Origin of the sequence: Kribbella ginsengisoli, assembly GCF_039537185.1 — a bacterium.
Classification (GTDB): Bacteria; Actinomycetota; Actinomycetes; order Propionibacteriales; family Kribbellaceae; genus Kribbella; species Kribbella koreensis.
Genome location: NZ_BAABAA010000021.1, coordinates 16,301 through 38,074 on the forward strand (window position 1 = coordinate 16,301; position 21,774 = coordinate 38,074).

At 65.3% G+C, this 21,774-nt stretch carries 20 protein-coding genes, 2 tRNA genes and 1 pseudogene; 14 read left to right on the top strand and 9 right to left on the bottom strand.

Features of this window, described 5'->3' with window-relative positions:
* Positions 1 to 578: 578 nt before the first annotated feature.
* A pseudogene (locus ABD768_RS43230) lies at positions 579 to 866 on the top strand (restriction endonuclease); the annotation flags it as partial.
* Positions 867 to 2,987, top strand: coding sequence for an nSTAND3 domain-containing NTPase (locus ABD768_RS40730; RefSeq protein WP_344850012.1), 2,121 nt, complete (start codon positions 867 to 869; stop codon positions 2,985 to 2,987).
* A gap of 139 nt (positions 2,988 to 3,126) precedes the next feature.
* Here ABD768_RS40730 and ABD768_RS40735 read toward each other — a convergent pair whose 3' ends face one another.
* A complete protein-coding gene (locus ABD768_RS40735; protein ID WP_344850014.1) occupies positions 3,127 to 3,624 on the bottom strand; it encodes a GNAT family N-acetyltransferase in 498 nt (165 codons plus the stop codon).
* Positions 3,624 to 4,355, bottom strand: a complete 732-nt coding sequence (locus ABD768_RS40740; protein ID WP_344850016.1) for a GntR family transcriptional regulator — start codon at positions 4,353 to 4,355, stop codon at positions 3,624 to 3,626. Before ABD768_RS40740 ends, ABD768_RS40735 begins: the two co-directional genes overlap by 1 nt.
* Positions 4,356 to 4,545: 190 nt before the next feature.
* On the opposite strand from ABD768_RS40740, the gene ABD768_RS40745 reads away from it, so the two are divergent.
* The 11 genes from ABD768_RS40745 (at position 4,546) to ABD768_RS40795 (ending at position 13,831) form a co-directional block, all read left to right on the top strand.
* On the top strand, positions 4,546 to 4,797 hold the full coding sequence (locus tag ABD768_RS40745; protein WP_344850018.1) for a DUF6284 family protein: 252 nt from the start codon (positions 4,546 to 4,548) through the stop codon (positions 4,795 to 4,797).
* Complete coding sequence (locus ABD768_RS40750; protein WP_344850020.1) at positions 4,794 to 5,051, top strand: hypothetical protein; 258 nt, start codon at positions 4,794 to 4,796, stop codon at positions 5,049 to 5,051. The genes ABD768_RS40745 and ABD768_RS40750 overlap by 4 nt, the downstream gene beginning before the upstream one ends.
* Positions 5,048 to 5,914 carry an ABC transporter permease gene (locus ABD768_RS40755; protein ID WP_344850022.1) on the top strand — a complete coding sequence of 289 codons (867 nt, stop codon included), beginning with the start codon at positions 5,048 to 5,050 and terminating at the stop codon, positions 5,912 to 5,914. Before ABD768_RS40750 ends, ABD768_RS40755 begins: the two co-directional genes overlap by 4 nt.
* 2 nt (positions 5,915 to 5,916) lie before the next feature.
* A complete protein-coding gene (locus ABD768_RS40760) occupies positions 5,917 to 6,168 on the top strand; it encodes a hypothetical protein (RefSeq protein WP_344850024.1) in 252 nt (83 codons plus the stop codon).
* A gap of 1 nt (position 6,169) precedes the next feature.
* Entirely contained in the window at positions 6,170 to 8,374 is a 2,205-nt protein-coding gene (locus ABD768_RS40765; RefSeq protein WP_344850025.1) for a cell division protein FtsK, read from the top strand.
* A 197-nt stretch (positions 8,375 to 8,571) separates the two neighbouring features.
* The gene (locus ABD768_RS40770) at positions 8,572 to 8,931 is read left to right on the top strand and encodes a hypothetical protein (protein WP_344850026.1); all 360 of its coding nucleotides are present in this window, start codon (positions 8,572 to 8,574) and stop codon (positions 8,929 to 8,931) included.
* Positions 8,928 to 9,887 (top strand): DNA cytosine methyltransferase, encoded by a 960-nt coding sequence (locus ABD768_RS40775; protein ID WP_344850028.1) that lies wholly within the window; start codon positions 8,928 to 8,930, stop codon positions 9,885 to 9,887. The genes ABD768_RS40770 and ABD768_RS40775 overlap by 4 nt, the downstream gene beginning before the upstream one ends.
* Positions 9,888 to 9,911: 24 nt before the next feature.
* Positions 9,912 to 10,790: a bifunctional DNA primase/polymerase gene (locus ABD768_RS40780; RefSeq protein ID WP_344850031.1), complete on the top strand. Its 879-nt coding sequence runs from the start codon at positions 9,912 to 9,914 to the stop codon at positions 10,788 to 10,790.
* On the top strand, positions 10,787 to 12,094 hold the full coding sequence (locus tag ABD768_RS40785; RefSeq protein WP_344850033.1) for a DUF3631 domain-containing protein: 1,308 nt from the start codon (positions 10,787 to 10,789) through the stop codon (positions 12,092 to 12,094). The genes ABD768_RS40780 and ABD768_RS40785 overlap by 4 nt, the downstream gene beginning before the upstream one ends.
* A 16-nt stretch (positions 12,095 to 12,110) precedes the next feature.
* Positions 12,111 to 12,335, top strand: a complete 225-nt coding sequence (locus ABD768_RS40790; RefSeq protein ID WP_344850035.1) for a helix-turn-helix domain-containing protein — start codon at positions 12,111 to 12,113, stop codon at positions 12,333 to 12,335.
* 14 nt (positions 12,336 to 12,349) lie between these two features.
* Complete coding sequence (locus ABD768_RS40795) at positions 12,350 to 13,831, top strand: helix-turn-helix domain-containing protein (RefSeq protein WP_344850037.1); 1,482 nt, start codon at positions 12,350 to 12,352, stop codon at positions 13,829 to 13,831.
* A 60-nt stretch (positions 13,832 to 13,891) separates the two neighbouring features.
* Here ABD768_RS40795 and ABD768_RS40800 read toward each other — a convergent pair whose 3' ends face one another.
* From ABD768_RS40800 to tenA, 4 genes are all read right to left on the bottom strand, one after another.
* Complete coding sequence (locus tag ABD768_RS40800; RefSeq protein WP_344850039.1) at positions 13,892 to 15,847, bottom strand: hypothetical protein; 1,956 nt, start codon at positions 15,845 to 15,847, stop codon at positions 13,892 to 13,894.
* 270 nt (positions 15,848 to 16,117) lie between these two features.
* Positions 16,118 to 16,190, bottom strand: a tRNA-Lys gene (locus ABD768_RS40805).
* 68 nt (positions 16,191 to 16,258) lie between these two features.
* Positions 16,259 to 17,812 (bottom strand): phytoene desaturase family protein, encoded by a 1,554-nt coding sequence (locus ABD768_RS40810; protein WP_344850041.1) that lies wholly within the window; start codon positions 17,810 to 17,812, stop codon positions 16,259 to 16,261.
* Positions 17,812 to 18,477, bottom strand: coding sequence for a thiaminase II (tenA, locus tag ABD768_RS40815; protein WP_343971027.1), 666 nt, complete (start codon positions 18,475 to 18,477; stop codon positions 17,812 to 17,814). The genes ABD768_RS40810 and tenA overlap by 1 nt, the downstream gene beginning before the upstream one ends.
* 93 nt (positions 18,478 to 18,570) lie before the next feature.
* Here tenA and ABD768_RS40820 point away from each other — a divergent pair, with 93 nt between their 5' ends.
* Positions 18,571 to 20,328 (top strand): aminotransferase class V-fold PLP-dependent enzyme, encoded by a 1,758-nt coding sequence (locus ABD768_RS40820; RefSeq protein WP_344850044.1) that lies wholly within the window; start codon positions 18,571 to 18,573, stop codon positions 20,326 to 20,328.
* On the opposite strand, the gene ABD768_RS40825 is transcribed toward ABD768_RS40820, so the two are convergent.
* The 3 genes from ABD768_RS40825 to orn all read right to left on the bottom strand — a co-directional run bounded on the left by ABD768_RS40825 (position 20,318) and on the right by orn (position 21,655).
* Positions 20,318 to 20,809: a hypothetical protein gene (locus tag ABD768_RS40825; protein WP_343971033.1), complete on the bottom strand. Its 492-nt coding sequence runs from the start codon at positions 20,807 to 20,809 to the stop codon at positions 20,318 to 20,320. The two genes, ABD768_RS40820 and ABD768_RS40825, sit on opposite strands and share 11 nt — an antisense overlap.
* A gap of 114 nt (positions 20,810 to 20,923) precedes the next feature.
* Positions 20,924 to 20,996, bottom strand: a tRNA-His gene (locus ABD768_RS40830).
* A 50-nt stretch (positions 20,997 to 21,046) separates the two neighbouring features.
* On the bottom strand, positions 21,047 to 21,655 hold the full coding sequence (gene orn, locus ABD768_RS40835; protein WP_343971036.1) for an oligoribonuclease: 609 nt from the start codon (positions 21,653 to 21,655) through the stop codon (positions 21,047 to 21,049).
* Between the last annotated feature and the right edge of the window lie 119 nt (positions 21,656 to 21,774).

Genomic DNA, 21,774 nt, shown 5'->3' on the forward strand with positions numbered 1-21,774 from the left:
GCCTCTCTCAGGAGGACACTGCGGGGCAGCTGGGCTGGGCCGCTAGAACAATCCTGGCAGGCACGGGAAGCTGTGGATCAGCATCCTGGGTGAGGCGTGAATGCATCCGAGACATGACTCAGCCGCCGGCCGTTACATCCATGGGAGGCGGCTGGCGCTGGGGTGAGTGGTCGCGAAAAAACACGAAGGCCCAGGATCAGATTGCGATGTCTGCCTGGACCTTCGTGTCGGCGCGCCACCGGGGACTCGAACCCCGAAACCCGCTGATTCCCATCGAACCAGTCGGCGCCGTTCTCGCTTGTTGCCTGACCCTACCCCGCAAGCGCGAAATCGCAGCATCGAGCGACCAGGGGGCGCTCGACCGTGCTCGTTGCTACCCGACCAATTCCGTGGGGAAAGATGTGGGGCCAGCCTGGTCTAGGAGGCCCCTTGGAAGCATCACTGGATTGCTCCTCAGTCGAGCGGGGATCCAGACCCGTTCAGCCGTACCAGGTTGCGGACTGGGGTGATGAGGTAGTCAGAAGGCCGAACCGGAGACATAGTTGTCTTCTGATTACCCGAGCGCCTGTGGGGGACATGTGACTGGCAATGAGTTTGACTCGCTATCGCCCCACGATTTCGAGCTGCTTATTCAAGATCTCGTGGCTGTGGACACTGGGCAGCGGGTGGAATCTTTCGCTAGGGGTCGCGATTGGGGCATAGATCTACGAGTTCTAGCCAATCCAAAGGCGAGAGGGTCTCTCATTGTTCAATGTAAGCATTATGCGAGATCAGGATTCAGTAAGCTCCTCTCCAAGGCAGCGGAAGAACTCCCCAAGCTAGGGCGTCTGAATCCTCAGCGTTATATCTTGGCGACTACTGTGAGTATGACCCCGGCACGGAAGCAGAAGCTGGCGCAAGCGCTTGCGCCGTGGGTTCGCACGGAATCCGATATCTGGGGGCTAGAAGATCTACAATCGCTAATTCGAAGCAACCCTGAAATAGAGAAGAGGCATTACAAACTCTGGCTCAATAGCACTGCCGTGCTTGAAAGAGTTCTTCACAACGATATTCTCGCTCGCACGGAAGGGTATCTCGATGAGCTTACTAGGAAGTCTCAGATCTACGTTCAGAATGAAAGCTTTGAACGTGCTAGGAAGTTGCTCGATGCTCACCACGCCTGCATCGTGTCGGGAGCGCAGGGTGTTGGAAAAACGACGCTCGCAGACATTCTTCTGGTCGACCTGGTAGCAAGCGGGTATCAGCCGGTCCTTGTGAGTGAGGATATCTCGGAAGCTGACAGGCTCTATCATCGGGAGAATGCGCAAGTGTTTATCTACGATGATTTCCTAGGCAGGTCGAGCAGCTTTGAGAAGCTCGGGAAAAAGGAAGATGATCGGTTGCTGAGATTTCTCGGCCGCGTCAAGCGTGCGCCCAACAAGCGGTTGATAATGACGACGCGGGAATATCTGCTTCAGCAGGCGCAAGTGAGTTATGAACATTTGAATGACAATCAAGTCGATGTTGCGAAACTGATTCTCGACGTCGGTCTATACACGCCGATGCATAGGGCCCATATTCTATATAACCACCTGTGGTTCTCGGACTTATCGGAGCAGACACTGCAAGAGGTCGTTGATTCACGGGTTTACCGAACGATAATCGAGCACGACAATTACCTGCCCCGACTAGTGGAAGATGCTGTAAGCCTAGCCGTGAGGGCCGATGTTCCCCCAGGCGAATTTCCAGGCTTCCTTACGTCCGCGTTCGATAATCCTGAAGAACTCTGGCGGAACATACTAGAGGGGCAGTTCGGCCAGAGTGAGCAGGTATTGCTCATGGTACTGCTCTCGTTAGATGCCCCGGCTCCCGTCATAGAACTTGAGTCGTGTTACCTGGGTGCGCAGGTGGTGGGTGTCGGACTGGAACCATTCGATACAACCTTCAGGTCCGTGGAAGGTACTGCCCTTGCTCTGACGGCCGGTCGCGGCGGCAATGCGGTCGACTTCGTCAACCCGGGGGTCCAGGATGCTGTGATGAAGCGGCTGGGACGGCGGCCGGAAGTTGTAGGCCGAGTAATTGCAAGTGCTCGTCGTTTTGAGCAGATCGTTACCCTGTGGGCGCATGCAAGTCAACGGCGGACGGCTGCACCAGTCAGGCCCCGTTTTCGGGTAGTGGCGGGCCAGGCATTTATTCGGCATCAGCCGACACCCTTAGAGAGATTACAGGATAGTCTCAAGAGCGGTTTGGCGGCTTCGGTCTTCCTTCGGTCCGCTGAATTGGAGAATCGAGAATTCCATCAGGTCATGGTTGCCCAAGGGGCCGTCACGATCGAAAAATTGATGGAACTGTTCTTGGCCGGTCAAGTCAGTGGCCTCTCGCTAGAAGAAAAGGCCGTGGTTCTGCTGGAGATCTCTGTCGATCTCGAAGTCTCTATAACGCATAACCAGCTAGATGAGATGGCGCGGGCGTTGATATCCCGATGGCCGCGGCCTGGCGCGGAAGCAAAAGAAGCGGCGTTGACTCTTGTCTACTGCCTAGATCGACTGGATCTTCCGGTTGAATTTGTAAGGCCCGTTATCGACAAGGCTGTTGATTGGTTTGGGGCGTCGCTAAATGAGCCGCAAGACTTTGCGTCGCTGAAGGCTTTGAAGGAGATCCTTGAAGAGGATGAAGAGAAGTTTGGTGACTCCGTGCTGGAGTTGCCGGAGCTTAGTGACTTAGCTGATGAATTTGAGGAACTCGTTGAAAGTGAGCTGGATCGCTTATCAGAAAGTGATGATTCCCCCGAAACGATCTCGGAAGAGCTCGCGATGCTCACGGAACTAGCGGACGAGCTTGGGATTCACGACTTAGATTCTCGTGCGGGCCACGTTCATGACCGGATCGCGGACCTCGAAAGAGATGATGAAGATACTAGTGATCCAGACTGGTCGGACGGTAATAGGGGTAGCAGTCGAGGCGGTTCAGACGATGTCGATGGACTCTTTAGAAGCCTGAGCAATTAGATCGCCGGAAAGATGCCGCTCGCCGCCGCTGGGCGCGGCAGGCTGGCTCGGTGGTCCAGGGGTCATTCCGGCGTACGGGCTCGACTGTCCGAGGATCTTTGGGTGGCGCCCGACCGGCGTCGGTGTGCCGGCCGCCAGGTCAGGCCGTTCTCAGGTCCTTTTGAAATGCTGCGCCGCTCATTCGGCCTGGGATGTTGCAGGTGCGGACGTGTTGGAAGCCGTGCGCTTTGTAGTAGTCGTGAAGTCGCGTGTTCGTGCTCCAACAGTTCAGGCGAAGCCAATGCTCGCCTTGTGTTCGTGCCTGTGCGGCGACGGCTTCTAGTAGCGCCGAGCCGTATGCCTTACCGTGCTCGACGACGAAGAAGCGGCTGATGTAGGTCTGTGGTTCGGCTAGCTCTTCAGGTGTCCAGAACTCGGTTTCTGGATCGATGAGCGCCATCATCGCCACCACCCGGCCGTTGATCTCCCAGCCAACGAACGGATATGTGTCGAAGTCGTGGTCGATGTTTGCGTGGACCTGAGCCATGTCGAGGCCGCCTCGGTACTGGTCGGTGCCTCTGGTCGCTAGCCATTCTCCGGCCGCGTCGCGGGCCTGGTGGACGAGCTGGCGGTGGGATTCGTCGAGGGTGATCAGCATCAGTCGTCCGTGTTGAGGTCGTAGGAGACTTCTACGCGGTCGGCCGCCATCCGGGTGACCATGTAGCGGACCGGTCGGCCCTCGGCGTCGTAGCCCACGCGGGTGTGGACGAGCAGGGGAGTGCCGGGGGCCATCATCAGGCGCTGGGATTCCTCGGCGCTGGGCATGCGGGCGGTGAGGGTGTCGTGCCAGCGGGCTTGCTTGTGGCCGGTTGCGGCGAGTAGGCCGCCCTGGACTCCGAGGTCGCTGGGGTTCCAGAACAGGTCGTTCCCGTCGGTGACGAACGGCGGGAAGTAGGAATCGCTGAGCTGGTGGGGTTCGTCGTTGACCCAGCGGAGGCGGTTCCGTGCCTGAATCGCTGTGCCTACAGGGATCTTGAGCGCTTCGGCTACATCGGCCGGCGCCTGGATCGAGAGGATCTGTAGGTCGTTCTTCGGGGTTCCGCCCTGGGCTTTGATGGTGTTTGCCCAGGCGTCGCCGTCGTTGTTGTGGGCCTTCTCCCACTCGGCCATCTTCCATTCCCAGCGGCGGATTTTGCGGACTGTCCGGGTTCGGCCCTGGCTGCTGGTGATCAGCCCTTCGGCTTCTAGAGCGGCTAGCGCTGCGCGGACCGTGTTCCGGCTCGCGCCGTAGCGCTCGACCAGTTCCGCTTCGCTGGGCAGGGCTGCGCCCGGTTCTCCCAGTGAGTCGCGGATCAGGCGCGCTACTCGCTCTTGCAACGTCTCCGGCATCCCAAGTTCCTCTCGTCTGCTGCTTGACAAGCTTATGCGGCTTGTTCCAACATGTCACTCAAGCAACTTGTTCCAACAAGCCAAACAGGCAGACCAAGACCCATAGGCAGGCATAGAGCGACGCCCCGGCGGTGGCACCCGCCGAGGCGTCTGGGTCGCGCCCGTCCCATTACGAACAGGAGCACAACCCGTGAGCATCATCATCGCCTTTCCGGCAGTCAGCAGCGAGGACCCGAGCCCGGCGGAATTGGCCGCCATCGAGCGTGAGTGGCCGCTGATCGAGGCTGAGTTGGATCTGTTGGACGCCGAGATTTCGTACATCAACGCGGGTCCGGCCGCATCGGCGCTGGACCGGCGTCGGGTGCGCCGGGCGGAACACAAAGTGTTGGAGATCGGCCGCGAGTTGGCCGACCGCGAGCCGAAGTCGGAGGACGCGGCATGACTGGCATCGATCCCACCTCTGCGCCCCTACCGGAGCTGTCCGTCTCGGATGTTGCCGAGCTGATCTGCGCTCTCGCTGCCCTTCAACCGGTCATCGAGCAGGTGTCGTGGGGGTGGAGTGACGAGATGCGGCAAGCCGTAGACAAGGCGCTCACCCTGACCACGATCACGCCCATCATCGCGGGCGAGCAGTACGTCCACGTTGGTCCGTTCCGGTTGCCGTGCTGCGGTCACGGTCTGGGGGAGCAGTCATGAGTACTCCGCTTCGTACGACCTACCCGGTCCCCGTTGAGGACCTAATCCCGGCAGCCCGCAAGCTCGCCGCCAAGACTGGTGGCGTCCCGTCGCAGAACCGGCTGATGAAGCACTTCCGGATCGGCAAGGACAAGGCCAAGGCAATCCGCCTGGCGCTGATCGAGGAAGACGGCGCGGCCACTGGGACGCATCTACACCCGGTACCGAGCCCGGCTGAAAGCGCACCTGAGACCGAGGCCGCGCCGACCAACGATGAGATGCCCCGCGCGGCGGCGGGGGAGGCATCTCCGCAGGTCACAGCGCCTGCAGAACCGGTGATCGTTGCCGAACCCACCGAATCTGAGGGGGGTTCCGCGGGGCTCCCTGACGTACCCGCTTCCGTGCGCACCTGGCCGGTGGTGCTGCTGGCGCTGCCCGCGTTCGTCGCGGTCTGGTCGGGCTGGGTCGGACTCGGCACCCTGACCGGGTTCGGGATCGTTCACCCGCTGCCTGGCATCGCGGATGGGTTCACGATCAACTCCGCCATCACACTCCCGATCGGTGTCGAGACGTACGCCGCGTTCGCGCTGCGGGTTTGGCTGTCGGGTCAGGTCCCGGCATCGGCTCGCCGGTTCGCGAAGTGGTCGGCACTTTCCGCGCTTGTTCTGGGTGCGCTCGGTCAGATCGCCTACCACCTGCTTGAGGCGGCCGGGGTCACGCGGGCTCCGTGGCAGATCACCACCGTTGTCGCCTGCCTGCCCGTGGCGGTCCTGGGCATGGGGGCGGCGCTCGCTCACCTGGTCCACGCCGGACCCCAACCGGTACAGGCTCCGAGCCGGTTCCGTCAGCTCCGTGCCCGCCTGTTCAAGAACGGGGAGAAGTGACCATGACCGAGAACGACGGCATGTCTCCGACTGTGTTCGATATGGCCGAAATCGGCTGCCTGGTGGTCGCTTTGGCGTCGATGCCGACCGCTGTTATGCAGGCGTCGAAGGGCTGGACGCCGCAGATCCGTGGCGCGGTCACCAAGGCGCTGCACCTGACCATCATCAGCCCGTCCGGACCGGACGGCCGGACCACAGTCCTGCTTGGTCCGTACAGCGTCATCCCTTCCCACACGCAGAACGGGAGCAACTGACATGTCCGAGCTGCCGAACGAGAACGTGCCCGAGCCGATCGACCTGGACGCGCACCGCGCCCGCCGCGACGACGCCTCGCAGACGCCGGGCGACGCGGCCGGCAAAACCGTGCCGCTGTCGGCGGGTGAGGTCGAGCGGATGGATACGGCCTATGAGGTCGCATTGGATGACGACTCCGAGCCAGGCTCCGGCAAGGTGCTGGTTCCGGTCGACACTCCCGGTCTTGCCGTACCAGTCACGCCGGGGGAGCGGCTCCCGATCATCCCGGTGCACCTGCTTCCGCAGAACCTGCGCGCCACGGTCCGGCGTGCGCTGGTCCGGTCGGGTCACGTGGCTGCGTTCCATGCGGTCCGGTCGCCTTGGTACGGCGCGAAGCTGACCTGGTTCGCTGGCCGTGGGTTCGCTCGGCTGGTGCGGAATCAGCTCGCGTGGTGGTGGGTGCCGAACTCGTTTGCCCTTGAGCAGAAGGCCGCTGACGGCAACGAGCTGAAAGAGTGGGAGAAGATCCACCGCGAACTCAAGCGCACCAGGCTGTGGCGCGGCGGCGTTCTGGCGGCCCAGAATATCGGGCTGGCCATCAGTGCCCCGATTGCCCTGAACGCCGCTCCTGGCGCTGTTGTGGCTCTTGCGGGTGCTGGTCTGGTCGCGGCGGCGGCGCACTACGGCCGCCCGGCAGGCCAGACGCTGGTCGGTACAGCGGTCGTCGCACCGCGCTTCCGCAAGCTCAACTCGGACATCGTGCTGCGCGCCTACTACGCAGCCGGACTCGGCAAGCCCGACCGCACCGACCAAGAGATCCGGTTCGGATCGCAAATGTCACGCGATGCCCGCAACACAGGCTCTCAGGTCCTGGTGGATCTCCCGTACGGCAAGGGCTGGTCCGATGTTGCCGGGGCGAGGGAGAAGATCGCTTCGGGTCTGGACGTGCACGTGAACCAGGTGTTCCTGACGCCGGACAAGACCAGCTCGCGCCGGCACACGCTGTTCGTGTCCGACCGTGACCCGCTCGCGGTTCCGGTGGGCCGGACGGACATGCTGGACTGCAAGCCGCGGTCGGTGTGGCGGCCGGTGAAGTTCGGCCGCGACGAACGAGACAACCCCGTGAACCTGTCTCTGCTGTGGGCGTCGCTGCTGATCGGCGCGCAGCCGCGTAAGGGCAAGACGTTCGCGGCCCGGCTGATCGCGTTGCATGCCGCGCTGGACCCGTACGTGAAGTTGATCGTTGTCGATGGCAAGAACTCGCCGGACTGGCTGGCATTCAAGAAGGTTGCCCACCGCATCGTGTTCGGGACGCACCCGAACCCCAACGATGACGACCCGATCGAGCACCTGCGCGCGATCCTGGACGAAATCCTCGCCCACATCGACCGCGTCAACTCGATCCTGACCACGCTTCCGGTGGACCAGTGCCCCGAAGGCAAGCTGACCGAGGAACTGGCCCGCGACCCGCGCCACCCGGACCTGCGGGTCCTGATGCTCGTGATGGAAGAGTTCCAGGTCTACTTCGAGACCGAGGACCAGGCGGTCAACAAGGAGTTCGCCGCGAAGCTGTCGCGGATTCAGGCAGTCGGTCCGAGCGCGGGTGTGATCATCGAGTCCTGTTCGCAAAAGCCCGGCAGTGTCGGTGCGGGTGACGTGGCCCGGTTGTTCACCCGGTACCGCGACAACCACACCAACCGGTTCGCGCTGCGCTGCGGTAACCGGATCGTGTCCGAGGCCGTCTTGGGCGGTGACGCCTACCAGGAAGGCTTCGACGCGTCGAAACTGCCGGTCGGCGACGAGTACCGAGGCGTCGGCTACCTCTACGGCGCATCCGACGCCACGCCTACGGTGCGGACGTTCCTGGCCGATCACACCGACGCGGACAAGATCCTGACCGCTGCCCGCGCCCACCGCGAACGACTCGGCACCCTCACCGGCGAGGCGGCCGGGGAAGAGATCGAGCGCGCCAGCCGCGACGTGCTGGCCGACGTGCTGACCGTGATGGGTGTCGACAGTGCCGCGCACTGGGACACGATCGCCGGGCGGCTGGCCCACGACATGCCCGAGCAGTACGAGGGCACAACCGCCGAAGCGATCAGCGCTCAGGCACGCGGCCTGAACGTCCCGAGCGTCAACGTCAAGCGCGACGGCGCGACCCGCAAGGGAGCCAAGGCCGACGACATCCGCGCCGCGATCAACCGCCGCGCCGCCACTGGCGGCTAGCCCCCCGCGGCGAACAGAGAGTAACCAACTCAACAGGGTGCGGGACGAGTTGAAGTAGCGGCCGGCCCGCTACCGGTAGCGGCAACGCTACCCGTCCCGCTACCCCGCAACCCAGACCTGACCAGGCCGTTCATCCACGCGTAGCGGGTAGCGGCCACCGCTCCTCACGCCCAAAAACAGCCCTCCGGAGGCATTCCATGCCCACCACCCCCGCTACCGCTATCCCTGACGCCGCTACCCACGGTAGCTACCTGGGCAGCGCCACTATCGACCTCACCGCTACCGCCCACAGCATCGCCCAGGCCGCCACGGTGGCACTCATCGTGACCATCTGCGTCGCGTTCTACCTGCTCACCTGTGCTGTCTGGCCGTTCGGGAAGTGCCGCCGGTGCAAGGGCGTCGGCAAGTTCAAATCCCCGTTCGGCAACGCCTTCCGGCACTGCGGCCGGTGCGACGGCTCCGGGCTGCGGGTCCGGTTCGGCCGCAAGGTCATCAGCTACTACCGCCGCACCCACAGCGCCGCGAGCAACTCGACCAGCAAGGGCAGCGGCAAGTGACCGGCCACGGCCTGCACTTGGTGTCGCTGTGCGCCGGGATCGGCGGCATCGACCTCGGGTTCCACCGCGCCGGCATCCCCACTCTCGCCGCCGTCGAGATCGACCCCGCAGCGCGTGGCGTCCTGGCCGACCAGTTCCCCGACACGACTCTCTTTGAAGACCTGACGAAGGTGACCGCTGATGACCTCCGAGCAGTTGGAGTTGTTCCCGAACGAACCATCGTCGCGGCCGGATGGCCTTGCCAGGGCAACTCATCTCGGGGCCGTCGTGGCGGGCTGGGTGACCCACGCTCGGGCTTGTGGGTGCACGTCGCGCGACTGCTGGCGGAACTACATCCCCGTTGGTTCGTCGGCGAGAACGTCCCTGGCCTTCTCTCGGTCAACGACGGAGCAGACTTCGGCGCGGTCCTCGGGGACCTGGCCCAGCTCGGGATGGACAGTGCCTGGCGGGTGCTGGACGCTCGCGGTTTCGGAGTACCCCACCGACGCCGCCGCCTCGTCCTTGTCGGACATCTTGGAGACCGGACCGCACCTGTGCGCGTACTCCTTGAACCCGACCGTCTGCCGGGGAATGCTCACCCGCACCGCCAGGCGACGCCGCAACCTGCCGCCGCAACTGCGGGCCGCGTTGGAGCAGACCGCAGCGAGCGAGCCGACCGAGGCAGCCGCATGACCTGGGCACCGCCGGCCGCGTACTCGCTGGTCAGCCACGGCGGCAACGACAAACAAGACCCGTCGATGGTCACCTACGTCGTCCAACCCGACACCGGACCCCGCCGCCTCACCCCGCTGGAAGGCGAACGCCTACAGGGATTCCCAGACGGCTGGACCACCACCTCCAACGGTGCCCCGCAGTCCGACCGGGACCGGTACGCACAACTCGGCAACTCGGTCGCTGTGCCGGTGTTCGAGTGGGTCGCCCGCCGGATCGCCGCCAGCTACTCGTCCGCTGCCTGAAATTACTCGAGGGGAGAACTACCGATGAATCAGATCCTCACCGCCGCACTCGCTGCCGCCGGACGCGGTTGGCCGGTGTTCATGCTCGGTCGGTCCAAGCGGCCGGTCGCCAACTGTGACGCTTGCCGCGTTGCTACCGACCACGACCCGGCGAGCTGCGGGCACCTGACCTGCCACGGCTTCTACGCCGCCAGTGCCCATCCGGCCCGCGTCACCGCGAACGTCGATGCCGTCCCGCGTGGCCAGCTCGCCGTCCGGACCGGGGCGGTGTCCGGCCTGCTGGTGGTCGATGTCGACCCCGCACACGGCGGGACGAAGAGCATGACCGATCTCCTGAACGAAGGTTTGCTGCCGCGCACGCTGCGGGTTGTCACCGGCTCGGGAGGGCAGCACCTGTACTACGCCCATCCCGGACAGCACGTGCCGTCGCGGCCGATGCCGGGACGGCCGGGAATAGACATCAAAGCCGATGGCGGCTACGTCGTCCTCCCGCCATCGCTCCACCACCGCACGGGCTTGCCCTACCGGTGGGCGACCGTCAACGGATCGGCCGTAAGCGAGATGCCCCCCGCGCTGATCGCTGAGTGCCTTCCACCTGCGCCGGCCAAACCGTCCACCCCGCAAACCAGCTCGACCACGACACAACCGGGCGGGGGCATCTCCTGCCCGGACAAGCTCCTCGCGGCGCATCTGGACGCCGTACGCCGTGCTGCAAAGGGGAAACGCCGAGCGACTCTCTACGGCGCTGCCAGAGGCGTTGCGCGGATGGTCGCGGCCGGTGCCATCGACCAAGCCGACGCCGTCACCGCGCTGACCTTCGTCGGCCACCAAGCCGCCCAGAGCGACCGAGAAATCAGAGCCGCCATCGCCGGCGGTTTCCGGGACGAAGGGATCGCCGCATGACCGACGACAAGCACGACCAGGCGGAGCCCGTCGACGGTGCCGAGCTGCTGGACGACATGGCCGCAACCATCACCCGCTACGTGATCCTGCCCAGCACATCAGCGCTGACCGCCGTGGTGTTGTGGGTGGCCGCGACGCATGCGATTCCGGCTTGGAACTGTGCGCCCCGGCTAGTGATTCGGGCGCCGGAGAGGCGCTGTGGGAAGTCGCGGTTGTTGGACATGGTCGAGGGCATGTCGCATCGGCCGTTGATGACCGTCAACGCCTCACCGTCTGCTGTGTACCGGTCGATTGGGGTCGCGCCGTCTGATCCGCCGACGCTGCTGATCGATGAGGCCGACACGATCTTTGGCCCGAAGGCAGGCGACAACGAAGACCTGCGCGGCCTGCTCAACGCCGGTCACCAACGCGGCCGTCCGGCGCTGCGGTACGACGCCAGTAGCAAGTCGGTGGAGAAGATCGCCACGTTCGCCATGGCCGCGCTCGCGGGTATCGGCGCGATGCCGGACACGATCGAGGACCGGGCGGCGGTGATCCGGATGCGTCGTCGCGCGCCGGGGGAGAAGGTCGCGCCGTACCGCGTCGGCCGTGACGGTCCCGAGCTGGATGAACTGCGGCAACGGCTCAACCAGTGGCTCACCGGCCACGTCAAGGAGCTGCGCAACGCGACGCCGGACATGCCGCTGGAAGACCGCGCCGCCGACACGTGGGAACCGATGATCGCCGTTGCCGACCTGGCGGGTGGGCAGTGGCCACGCGCCGCCCGCAAGGCTGCCGTTGCTCTCACCAGTGACCGGGACGCGGGCGACGAAAGCTCGATCCCGACCCGGCTGCTGGCCGACTGCCGCAGGGCGTTCCAAGACGCTGACGCGTTGCCGACTCAGCTCCTGTTGGAGCGGCTGCGTAGTGACGCTGAGGGACCGTGGGCGTCGATGGGCGCGGCCGGGCTGACGGCGATGAAGATGGGCAACCTGCTGCGCGATTTCGAGATCCGCAGCGACACCATCCGGTTCCCCACCGGGCAGGCCAAGGGCTACTACCGCAGCGATTTCGCCGACGCGTGGAACCGCTACTGCCCCGAGCCAAAACCAGCCGCTGGGGAAGCCGTACCAGCCGTACCAGCCGTAACTTCGCAGGTCAGCCCCGAGGAGGCTTCTGCCACTGGTACGGCTCAAGCCGTACCAACCGACCAAGCCTCCTTGACCCTGACCTGCGAAAACGAGGCTGGTACGGCTGGTACGCCTTGGGGCCCCCGGCCTGTCCCCGCTCTCTCTGATGCCGACAACAACGTCCACGTTGCCTAGCCGGGAGGCACCTCAGATGTCCGCAGAGATCACAGAACTCACGCTGACCATGGTCGACGCCGTTCACGCTGCTTGCTGGACGGTCGACGAGGTCGCCGCCTACCTCCGGGTGTCGGTGAAAACGATCTACAAATGGCGGCTCACCAATGACGGCCCACCGGCCGCGCGAGTCGGCAAGCACCTGCGGTACGACCCGGCCGACGTAGTGGCCTGGCGCAAATCCATGATGATCGCTGCCTGAAGGAGATTGACGAAATGGGACGCAAACCCCTCCCGATGGGTAGCTGGGGCAAGATCCGGACGTACGAAGCTGCTTGGAACGAGAAGGGCAAAGCAACCTCTCACCGGTCGGTCGCGAGCTACCGGGATTTCGATGGGCGAGTTCGTCAGGTAGAGGCTTATGGCCGGACGAAGACTCAGGCAGAGGCCGACTTGCAGGAGAAGCTCAAGAACCGGCGCAAGGCCAGTCAGGGTACGGAGCTGACGGCAATGGACAGATTCTCTGTCGCAGCAGAGATCTGGTTCAGCAAGCTGGAGGAGAAGGTGCGGGACGGCAAGAGGTCGCCGGGCACCGTTGACACCTACCGGCGTCAGCTCGACAACCACGTACTGCCAGCGATTGGTGAGGTCCGGTTGGGGGAGCTGCGGACCCCGTTGCTGGACAAGGTGGTCGGTGCGATCAAGAAGGACGTTGGTCCGGCGACGGCCAAGACCTGCCGGAGCGTGGTGTCCGGCACGCTCGGACTGGCGGCACGGTACGGCGCGATCGACACCAATCCGATTCGAGATGTGGACACGATCGAGAGCGAGTCCAAGCGGAAGGCGCGGGCGCTCACGGACGAAGAGCGAGACGCATGGTTCGAACAGCTCCGGGCCGATCCGAGCGCGGTTGCGGCGGATCTGCCGGACCTGACGACCTTCATGCTCGCCACCGGAGTGCGAATCGGGGAGGCGCTGGGAGTGCATGGCGAACAGATCAACCTGGCCGCGAGCGAGGTCGAGATCACGCACCAGATCATCCGTATCAAGGGCCAAGGCTTGGTCCGGATCAAGACGAAGTCGCGGGCGGGTGAGCGGGTTCTCAAAGTGCCGGCGTGGGGCATGGCGATGCTCCGCACGCGGCTGATGAACGGAGGCCGGTTGGACGAGCCGGTCTTTGCGGACTCGCGGGGTAGTTACCGCGACCCTGCCAACACCCGGAGGGATCTGCGGGAGGCTCGGTCTCCGATCGGCGGTGAGACGCGCCAGGAGCTAGGGCGTCTATTGCGGAAGGCACGGCGGGCGGCCGGGCTGTCGCAGACCGACACCGCTGCCCGACTTGGCTGGGCTCAGTCGCGAGTCAGCCTGATCGAGACGGCGCGGGTACGGCTGGAGCTGGTCGATGCCGCTGCCCTGCTGGATCTGTACCGGGTGTCAGGGACCGAGCGGGCTGAGCTGCTGGAGGTGGCGGGACAGGCCGCCGAGGGCAGTCAGGCTGATGCTCTGGCGTGGATCACGTCGCACTCGTTCCGGAAGACGACGGCAACAATCCTTGACGACGCGGGGCAGAGCGCACGGCAGATCGCTGACCAGCTCGGCCACGCGCGGCCGTCACTGACCCAGGATGTCTACATGGCGCGGCGGGCGAAGAACCCGGCAGCGGCGGCAGCTCTGGAGGCAGCTCTAAACCGGTCATCCGAGGTGGCCGACCGGCTCGGACACACTGAGCCGACTGGTACGACAGGCACCCACGGGTGAGATGGGTCGCGCACTGCTGAGCGAGGCCGGGCGGTCACGGACCGCCCGGCCTCTAGAGCATCAGTTGTTCGCGCGGCTGCCGAACAGACCGCCACCCTGGGTCAGAATGCGCTGCTCGACGTTTACGAGGCCAAGCAGCGCAGCAGACAGGGGCGTGTGCGCGAGCAGGTCCTCGACGTCCTCCCTGCCCAGGAGGACGGGCGCTCCGTCGTCACCCTTGGCGACCACGAGCCCGTTCAGACGCTGGGCATGGACGACGTGCGCCACGGCCTCTTCGCCGTACACCCGCTTCACGAGTTCGGTGACCTTCGCCGGGTCTGCCTTCGGCCAGACCTGATCGGCCCAGTAGCTGAATTCCTGGAGAAAGACCGGATGCTTGGAGTTAAGCCACACGACACCGTTCGACTTGAAGCCGTCGACCGTCAGGCTGTCGTTGCGGTCGAACATCGCGAGGTGCTTCGCCTCATCCGCGTCGAAGTTCTTCCAGTCGAATGCCGGATAGCCAGCCTTCACAGTCTGCGACGTTCCGGTCATTCCCCCGCTCGCGGCCGGCGCGAGAATGTGACGAGTCCCGGTGGTCCCACCGGAGCCTCCACCTCGCGCAGGTCCCTTTCCACGCTCTCCGCCCTTCCGAGCAGGCGATCCGGCCATCTGCCCAGTCGGATGACCGAGGAGACGTCCAGCAGCGCTGGACAGCACACGGGACGCCTTAAAGCGCGGGTTGAGGCGGTCCAGGATCCGCGCGAGGTGCTTCGACATGTTGGGGTCGGACGCCGTGGAGGTCTTGGCGCGCGCGTCGTCCCGTGCCTGAGCCAGTTTCTCGGGGAACGAGGCGTAGAACGCGTCCCCCCAGTCCTCCCAGGGGAGTTCGAGCCCACCCTTGGAGATCAGAATGTGGCGGGAGGCCTGTGTGAGCACACCCCAGTCGGTCGGTTTGCTGTCGCTGTACACCGGCGGATGCAGGATCAGCCACGTGCGGCCCATGATCTCGTCGGTGATCCCGAACTGGCGGTAGCGACCTTTCGTGGTGTCCGAGTGGTACGCCTCGCCCTGGTAGTCCACGGTGATGACGGGGCGCTGGGTGATGTAGTCCTGTCCTCCGGCGACCGGGGAGTCCGGTTCTGGCACGTAGAACCACTCGGCCGTCGTGCCGTGCGGATCGAGCTGCACGGTGCCCGTGACGGCGGTCTTGGGGATGTAGTGCCGCAGTCCGTACACGCGTCGGGGGCGCCAGACCATCGCATCGCCCGACGGCAGCGTGACTGTCTTGTCCTTCGTGTCCCGACGGTCGGTTGGGCCCTTCCGGTAGAGGTCCACCACGGTCGTCTCAATCGGCTTGCCGGCGCGTTCCGGCACGGTGAGGAGGCGTCCGTTCAGGTACCGCACCAGGCCGTCGACGCCTTCGGTGCGAGAGGGGTCCTGGTCGCCCATCCATGTGTCGCTGTCGAAGGTCATCCCGAGGAGGACCATGATCGTCCCGGTCTTGAGCCACGATGGGCGAATCGCACCCCAGTCGCAGCCGTGGTCGGGATCGTCGAACGGCACGACGACGTCGGTCTGTCCGACGTACTCGTCGTCCTCGTCGTAGACCGACCATTCTTTCAGGGCGTAGTTGCCTTGGCTGTCGCGGTAGATCCACAGCATCGCGCCGTCCGGCTGGTCGTCCGAGTAGCTGATGACGACGACGCCGTACGGGTTCCACGGCAGGACAGACGACTTGAAGCCCTGGCCGAAGTTGCCGTCGACTCCGATCGGTTTGCCGCCACCGCCGAACGTCGTAAGGAAGGTCCGGAGATCGTCCGGTGCCATGCCGGAACCGTCGTCCATGATGGTTCGACGGAGTACACCGAGGTCGGCCGCGGCCTGCTCCTCGATACCGAAGAAGATCGTGGAAGCACCGCTCTCTTCCGAGTTGCGCCACGCCTCCCGAGCCCACTGATACGGGCCGCCGGCCTCGTACGCCTGCCGGATGAGGTGGGGGGTTGCTTCCGTGGGGACATGCACGTATCTGGGCATGCTTCGCTCCTTGGTGTCCTAGAGCCGAAGCCCTAGAAGATGCGGCAAGAGCGGACGCCCTTGCCGCCAAACAGAGTACACGGCCGCTGTGATCTCGCTCGGAGCTACAGCTCCAGTCGGACGCGGGCATGGGGACACTGCATCCCGCCGGGCGAGCGCCGGCAGGAGGTGGGAGCCGGACCGGCGACCTTCAGTAGGTCAAAAGCATGGGATATGGCATGGGCTCCATATAGACGAAAGCCCCGGTCACCATCGTGACCAGGGCTTTTGTGCGCCGCCAGGGACTCGAACCCCGAACCCGCTGATTAAGAGTCAGCTGCTCTGCCAATTGAGCTAGCGGCGCATGTTCTGTTGTGCTTGCGAACGAAGAGGATCGTAGCAGGGGTTTTGGGTGGAAGTGAAATCGGTATGTCAGGGGCGGAGGTCGAGGACTGCCATGGCTGCGTTGTGGCCGGCGATGCCGCTGACGGCGCCGCCTCGGCGGGCGCCGGAGCCGCAGATCAGGAGGTTGGCGACGTCGGTTTCGACGCCCCAGCGGCCGGCCTCGGTGTCGTCCTCGGCCCAGGGCCATTGGAGGTCGCCGTGGAAGATGTGGCCGCCGGGCATGCCGACGGATTCCTCGATGTCGACGGGGGTTTTGGCTTCGATACAGGGGTTGCCGTCGGCGTCGCGGGCGATGCAGAGGTCGAGCGGCTCGGCCAGGTAGGACTCCAGGCCGGCCAGCACCCGGCGTACCGATTCGTCGCGGGCGGCGTCGTTGTCGGCGGCAAACAAGCGGGTGGGGAAGTGGACGCCGAAGACGGTCAGGGTTTGGTGGCCTGAGGCAACCAATTCGGGGCTGAGGATGGATGGGTCGGTGAGCGAGTGGCAGTAGACCTCGGAGGGCGGTACGGACGGCAGCGAGCCACCGGCGGCCGACTGGTACGCGGTCTCGAGTTGGCTGTAGTCCTCGTCGATGTGGAAGGTGCCGGCGAAGGCTCGCCTCGGGTCGTCGCCGGAACGCAACTGGGGGAGCCGGGAGAGCAGCAGGTTGATCTTGAGCTGGGAGCCTTCGGGCTTCTCGGTGACGGGTTGACCACGCAGCGCGGCAAGAGTGGTGGGCGCGACGTTGGCGAGTACGTAGGAGCAGTCCACCGTGCGCTCTCCGTCACCACCCATCCAGGTCACCGACCCGCGGGTGCCATCGGCTTCCACTGAGGTCACCGAGGCGTTGACGACCACAGAGGCGCCAGCACGTCGAGCAGCGCCGGCCAGTGCGTCCGTCACGGCGCCCATGCCACCCACGGGCACACGCCACTCGCCAGTGCCGTTGCCGATCAGGTGGTAGAGGAAGCAGCGGTTCTGGATCAGGGACTCGTCGTGCAGCCCGGCGAAGGTGCCGATGACCGCATCGGTCGCCACCACGCCCCGCACGGTGTCGTCGGCAAACAGTCGCTCCACGACCTCGCCGAAGGGCCGCTCGACCAGCGCCTCCCACAGCGCAGGGTCCACCTGCTTGCGGAGCTCCGCAACGGATGGCAGCGGCCCCAGCAGGGTCGGCGCGACTACACCGGCCAGCGACGAGACAGAGTTGTAGAAGGAGGTCCAGGCCTCGTACTCCGAATCGCTACCAGTCAGAGCCGCAAAGGAGGCCCGGGTAGCCGTCCCCTCCGGCCGCTCGACCATGAGGCCGAGGTCGCGCCCATCGCGGCGTACCGGTGTGTATGAGGCCACTGACCGCGAGCGGAGCTCCAGGCCCAGGCCGAGGTCGGCCACGATCTTGTCGGGGAGCAGGCTGACCAGGTACGAGTACCGCGACAGGCGAGCGTCCACACCCGGGAACACCTGCTGGCTGACTGCTGCACCGCCTGTATGCCCCTGCTGCTCGAGTACGAGCGTGCTGAGGCCGCCACCGGCCAGGTACGAAGCCGCGACGAGGCCGTTGTGGCCACCGCCGACGATCACGACGTCGTAGAAGTTCTGCATCAGACCGGCCAATCCAGTTCGCGGTACGCGGCGTCCCAGAACATCCACTCGTACCTGGTGGTCGTGGCGAAGTGCCGGTGGCAACGGTCGCGTTCGCCCGGGCCCACCTCGGCGCCGAGCCGGTCTGTCACCGCCAGGACAGACTCTACGACCGCATCGAACTCCTCGGATCCGTACGCGGCGATCCACTCCGCATAGACCGGATCCGGCGAGGAGTGCTTGAGCAGCTCCCGCCCGACCTCGCGGTAGATCCAGTAGCAGGGCAGTACGGTCGCCACTGCCTCGGCGTATGTCCCAGTGGCGCAGACAGCGGTCAAGTAGGACATGTACGCCGTGGTGGTCGGCCCGGAGCCTACGGAGTCGACGTCGGCCGAGGTGAGACCCAGGGAGCCCAGTAGCGAGCTGTGGAGTTCCTGCTCGACAGCGATCGCGTCTGCGGCGTGCCGGGCGAACATGCTGACCGCATCCTCGTCCACTGCCCGGGCAGCGACCAGGGCTAGCGCACGGGAGTACGAGCGCAGGTAGTGGCTGTCCTGGATGATGAAGTAGCGGAAGGCGCTGTGCGGCAGCGTGCCGTCGGTCAGCCCGGTGATGAACGGGTGCCGGACGATCCCGGCGTACACCTCGGCGGCCCCGGACTCCCACAGCTCCTTGGAAAACGTCATCCCCAGCTCCTCGCGTCGACTGCGCCAGAGCCTAGCCGCAGGAGTGTCAGGTCTTACAGGACGAATGTGGCTTACCGGCCGTACCCTGACGGCATGACGATGCAGGGGGATCTCTCGACCAGCACCGCCGACGACACCGCCGCGGACACTCAGGTGGCGATGCCGCCGGACACCGCGTTGCTGAGCCGGATCCGGGCCTCGGTGATCGGTGACGACCAGGTGATGCCGGGTCCGTACGGGCCGCGCCGGGTCACGTACGCCGACTACACCGCGTCCGGCCGGGCGCTCACCTTCCTCGAGGACTTCATCCGCGAGGAGGTGCTGCCGCGGTACGCGAACACGCACACCGAGTCGAGCGGCACCGGCCTGCAGACCACCCGGCTGCGTGAGGACGCCCGCCAGATCATCCACGACAGCGTCGGCGGCGACGACGAGACCGCGGTGATCTTCTGCGGCTCCGGCGCGACCGGCGCGATCGACAAGCTGATCGGCATCCTCGGCCTGCGCATCCCGGCCCAGCTGGACGACGAGTACCACCTGACCGACACGATCCCGCCGGAGCAGCGGCCGGTCGTCTTCATCGGCCCGTACGAGCACCACTCGAACGAGCTGCCCTGGCGCGAGTCGATCGCCGACGTGGTGGTGATCGGCCAGGACCCCGACGGGCACATCGACATCCCGATGCTGGAGAACCAGCTGGTGAAGTACGCCGAGCGGCCGCTGAAGATCGGCTCGTTCTCGGCCGCCAGCAACGTCACCGGCATCGTCAGCAACACCCATCGCGTCTCCGCCCTGCTGCACCGGCACGGCGCCCTGTCGTTCTGGGACTGCGCCGCCGCCGCGCCGTACGTCGAGATCGACATGTACGGCGGTCGCGACGCGGATCCGCTGGCCTACAAGGACGCCATCTTCCTCAGCCCGCACAAGTTCATCGGCGGACCCGGTACGCCGGGAGTGCTGGTGGCCCGGCGTGAGCTGATGCGCAATCGCGTGCCTGACGTACCGGGTGGCGGCACGGTCGCCTTCGTGAACCCGACCGAGCACCGCTACCTCGACGACCCGATCCACCGCGAAGAGGGCGGCACGCCGGCGATCATCGAGTCGATCCGGGCCGGCCTGGTCTTCCAGCTGAAGCAAGCGGTCGGCATCGACGTGATCCGCGCGCACGAGGACGCGTACCTGCGTCGCGCCGTCGAGGCGTGGCGTGCGGAACCGGCGATCGAGATCCTGGGCAACCTGGACGCGGAGCGGCTGTCGATCGTGTCGTTCGTGGTCAAGGCGCCGTCGGGCCGATACCTGCATCACAACTTCGTGGTCGCGCTGCTGAACGACCTGTTCGGGATCCAGTCCCGAGGCGGCTGTTCCTGCGCGGGCCCTTACGGCCACACGCTGCTCGGTATCGACCTGGCCCGGTCCGCCGAGTTCGCAGAGGAGATCGTGCACGGCTGCGAGGGGATCAAGCCCGGCTGGGTGCGAGTGAACTTCAACTACTTCATCTCCGAGGCGGTCTTCGAGTACGTCGTCGCCGCGGTGAAGCTGGTCGCCTCGGACGGCTGGCGGTTGCTCGGCGACTACCGCTTCAACCCGGCCAACGGCCTGTGGAAGCACTACCGCGGACCGGTGGAGCCGCCGATGCGGCTGTCGCAGGTCGGGTACGACGCGGACGGTCAGCTCCGCTATCCCCGCCACGACGACAAGGCTCCCGAGTCGGCGCTGGCCGGCTACCTGGCCGAGGCTCGTACGCTGCTGTCGGCCTGCCAGCACAAGGACTCGCAGACCGAGGCCCACGTCAACGACGAGTTCGACCACCTCAGGTGGTTCGACCTCCCGGCCGGCTGCATCACGAAGTAGCGGTTCGCAGGGCCTGCTCGTACTGCCCGTCAGCGCCCACCGTCCACGGCACCCCGTTCAGCAGCAGGGTCCGCCCGGCGATGGGCGCTTTCGCAGTGGCCAGTACGGAGTCGGTCTTCTTGTGGCAGCCGCTGCGGTAGACGCGTTGGGTGACCCGTACTGCGACCGCTCCCGCGCCCTCGGCGTACGTGACCACCTGCGGGTCCTGCGCGCAGCCGGTCGGGGTGGCGACGATCAGCACGACCTGCTGCGGATTGCCCTTGACTACTTGTACTTCCATCACGCCGACCGCGACCGGGCGCCGGTCGATCGTCGTGGTCGGGCTGGAGACCGCTTGAGGTTCGGGCGCCGGCTTCTCCTGCGGTGCCGAGGACCCGAACACCTTCGACAACACGAACACGGTGAAGGCGAGCATCCCGACCAAGAAGGTCACCACGACGGCGATCCCGTACCCGAACCATGCACTGCCCGACGACTTCACGCCTCGGATCCTAAGGGGGTGTGGGTGGCGAAGCCCCCGCCCGCGCCGACAGCGTACAAAATACCGAGGGCGACCGGTCTGCGCTTTCTGCAGACACGATCGCCCTCGTCCGAGGGTGAGTAACGGGACTTGAACCCGCGGCCCCCTGGACCACAACCAGGTGCTCTACCAGCTGAGCTATACCCACCATGTTCAGCCGCCTTAATCAGCGCGACTGGAGAATCATAGCGATGAAGGTCAGGAACTTGAAATCGGGGTGCTGACCGCTGAAGCGGCCGCCTTCGCGGTTTCCGTGTCCGGACCGGGCATCGGGACGAAAACGGTCTGCCGGTAGTAGCGGAGCTCGGCGATCGACTCGGTGATGTCGGCCAGCGCGCGATGGTTGCCGTTCTTGGCCGGCGTCGCGTAGTACACGCGGGGGTACCAGCGGCGGACGAGTTCCTTGATCGAGCTGACGTCGACGTTGCGGTAGTGCAGATGCGACTCGACCTTGGGCATGTCGCGGACCAGGAAGGTGCGGTCGGTGCCGACCGAGTTGCCGGCCAGCGCCGCCTTGCGCGGCTCCTTGACGTAGCCGGAGATGAAGTCGAGGACCTGCTGCTCGGCGTCGGCGAGCTCGATGCCCTGCGGCAGTTCGTCGAGCAGGCCGGAGCCGGTGTGCATGTCGCGGACGAAGTCGCCCATCTGCTCCAGGGCAGCCGGTGGTGGTGCGATCACCAGGTCGATCCCGTCTCCGAGCACGTTGAGTTCGTAGTCGGTGACGAGCACGGCGACCTCGATCAGGGCATCCTTTTCGAGATCGAGTCCGGTCATCTCACAGTCGATCCACACCAGCCGGTCGTTCATGGGCACCCACCTTAGCCGTCCCGGGACGGCAGTCCCGCCGATACCGGGCAAACCTCCCGGAGAGATCCGGGCTAACACTGTTGCGGCGCCACTACTGACGGTGTTGTCCTGTTCTACGT

Coding starts and splice junctions, on each gene's coding strand:
- ABD768_RS40730 (WP_344850012.1), top strand. CDS start 867: ATGACCCCGGCACGGAAGCAGAAGCTGGCGCAAGCGCTTGCGCCGTGG.
- ABD768_RS40735 (WP_344850014.1), bottom strand. CDS start 3,624: ATGCTGATCACCCTCGACGAATCCCACCGCCAGCTCGTCCACCAGGCC.
- ABD768_RS40740 (WP_344850016.1), bottom strand. CDS start 4,355: ATGCCGGAGACGTTGCAAGAGCGAGTAGCGCGCCTGATCCGCGACTCA.
- ABD768_RS40750 (WP_344850020.1), top strand. CDS start 4,794: ATGACTGGCATCGATCCCACCTCTGCGCCCCTACCGGAGCTGTCCGTC.
- ABD768_RS40755 (WP_344850022.1), top strand. CDS start 5,048: ATGAGTACTCCGCTTCGTACGACCTACCCGGTCCCCGTTGAGGACCTA.
- ABD768_RS40760 (WP_344850024.1), top strand. CDS start 5,917: ATGACCGAGAACGACGGCATGTCTCCGACTGTGTTCGATATGGCCGAA.
- ABD768_RS40765 (WP_344850025.1), top strand. CDS start 6,170: ATGTCCGAGCTGCCGAACGAGAACGTGCCCGAGCCGATCGACCTGGAC.
- ABD768_RS40770 (WP_344850026.1), top strand. CDS start 8,572: ATGCCCACCACCCCCGCTACCGCTATCCCTGACGCCGCTACCCACGGT.
- ABD768_RS40780 (WP_344850031.1), top strand. CDS start 9,912: ATGAATCAGATCCTCACCGCCGCACTCGCTGCCGCCGGACGCGGTTGG.
- ABD768_RS40785 (WP_344850033.1), top strand. CDS start 10,787: ATGACCGACGACAAGCACGACCAGGCGGAGCCCGTCGACGGTGCCGAG.
- ABD768_RS40790 (WP_344850035.1), top strand. CDS start 12,111: ATGTCCGCAGAGATCACAGAACTCACGCTGACCATGGTCGACGCCGTT.
- ABD768_RS40795 (WP_344850037.1), top strand. CDS start 12,350: ATGGGACGCAAACCCCTCCCGATGGGTAGCTGGGGCAAGATCCGGACG.
- ABD768_RS40800 (WP_344850039.1), bottom strand. CDS start 15,847: ATGCCCAGATACGTGCATGTCCCCACGGAAGCAACCCCCCACCTCATC.
- ABD768_RS40810 (WP_344850041.1), bottom strand. CDS start 17,812: ATGCAGAACTTCTACGACGTCGTGATCGTCGGCGGTGGCCACAACGGC.
- tenA (WP_343971027.1), bottom strand. CDS start 18,477: ATGACGTTTTCCAAGGAGCTGTGGGAGTCCGGGGCCGCCGAGGTGTAC.
- ABD768_RS40820 (WP_344850044.1), top strand. CDS start 18,571: ATGACGATGCAGGGGGATCTCTCGACCAGCACCGCCGACGACACCGCC.
- orn (WP_343971036.1), bottom strand. CDS start 21,655: ATGAACGACCGGCTGGTGTGGATCGACTGTGAGATGACCGGACTCGAT.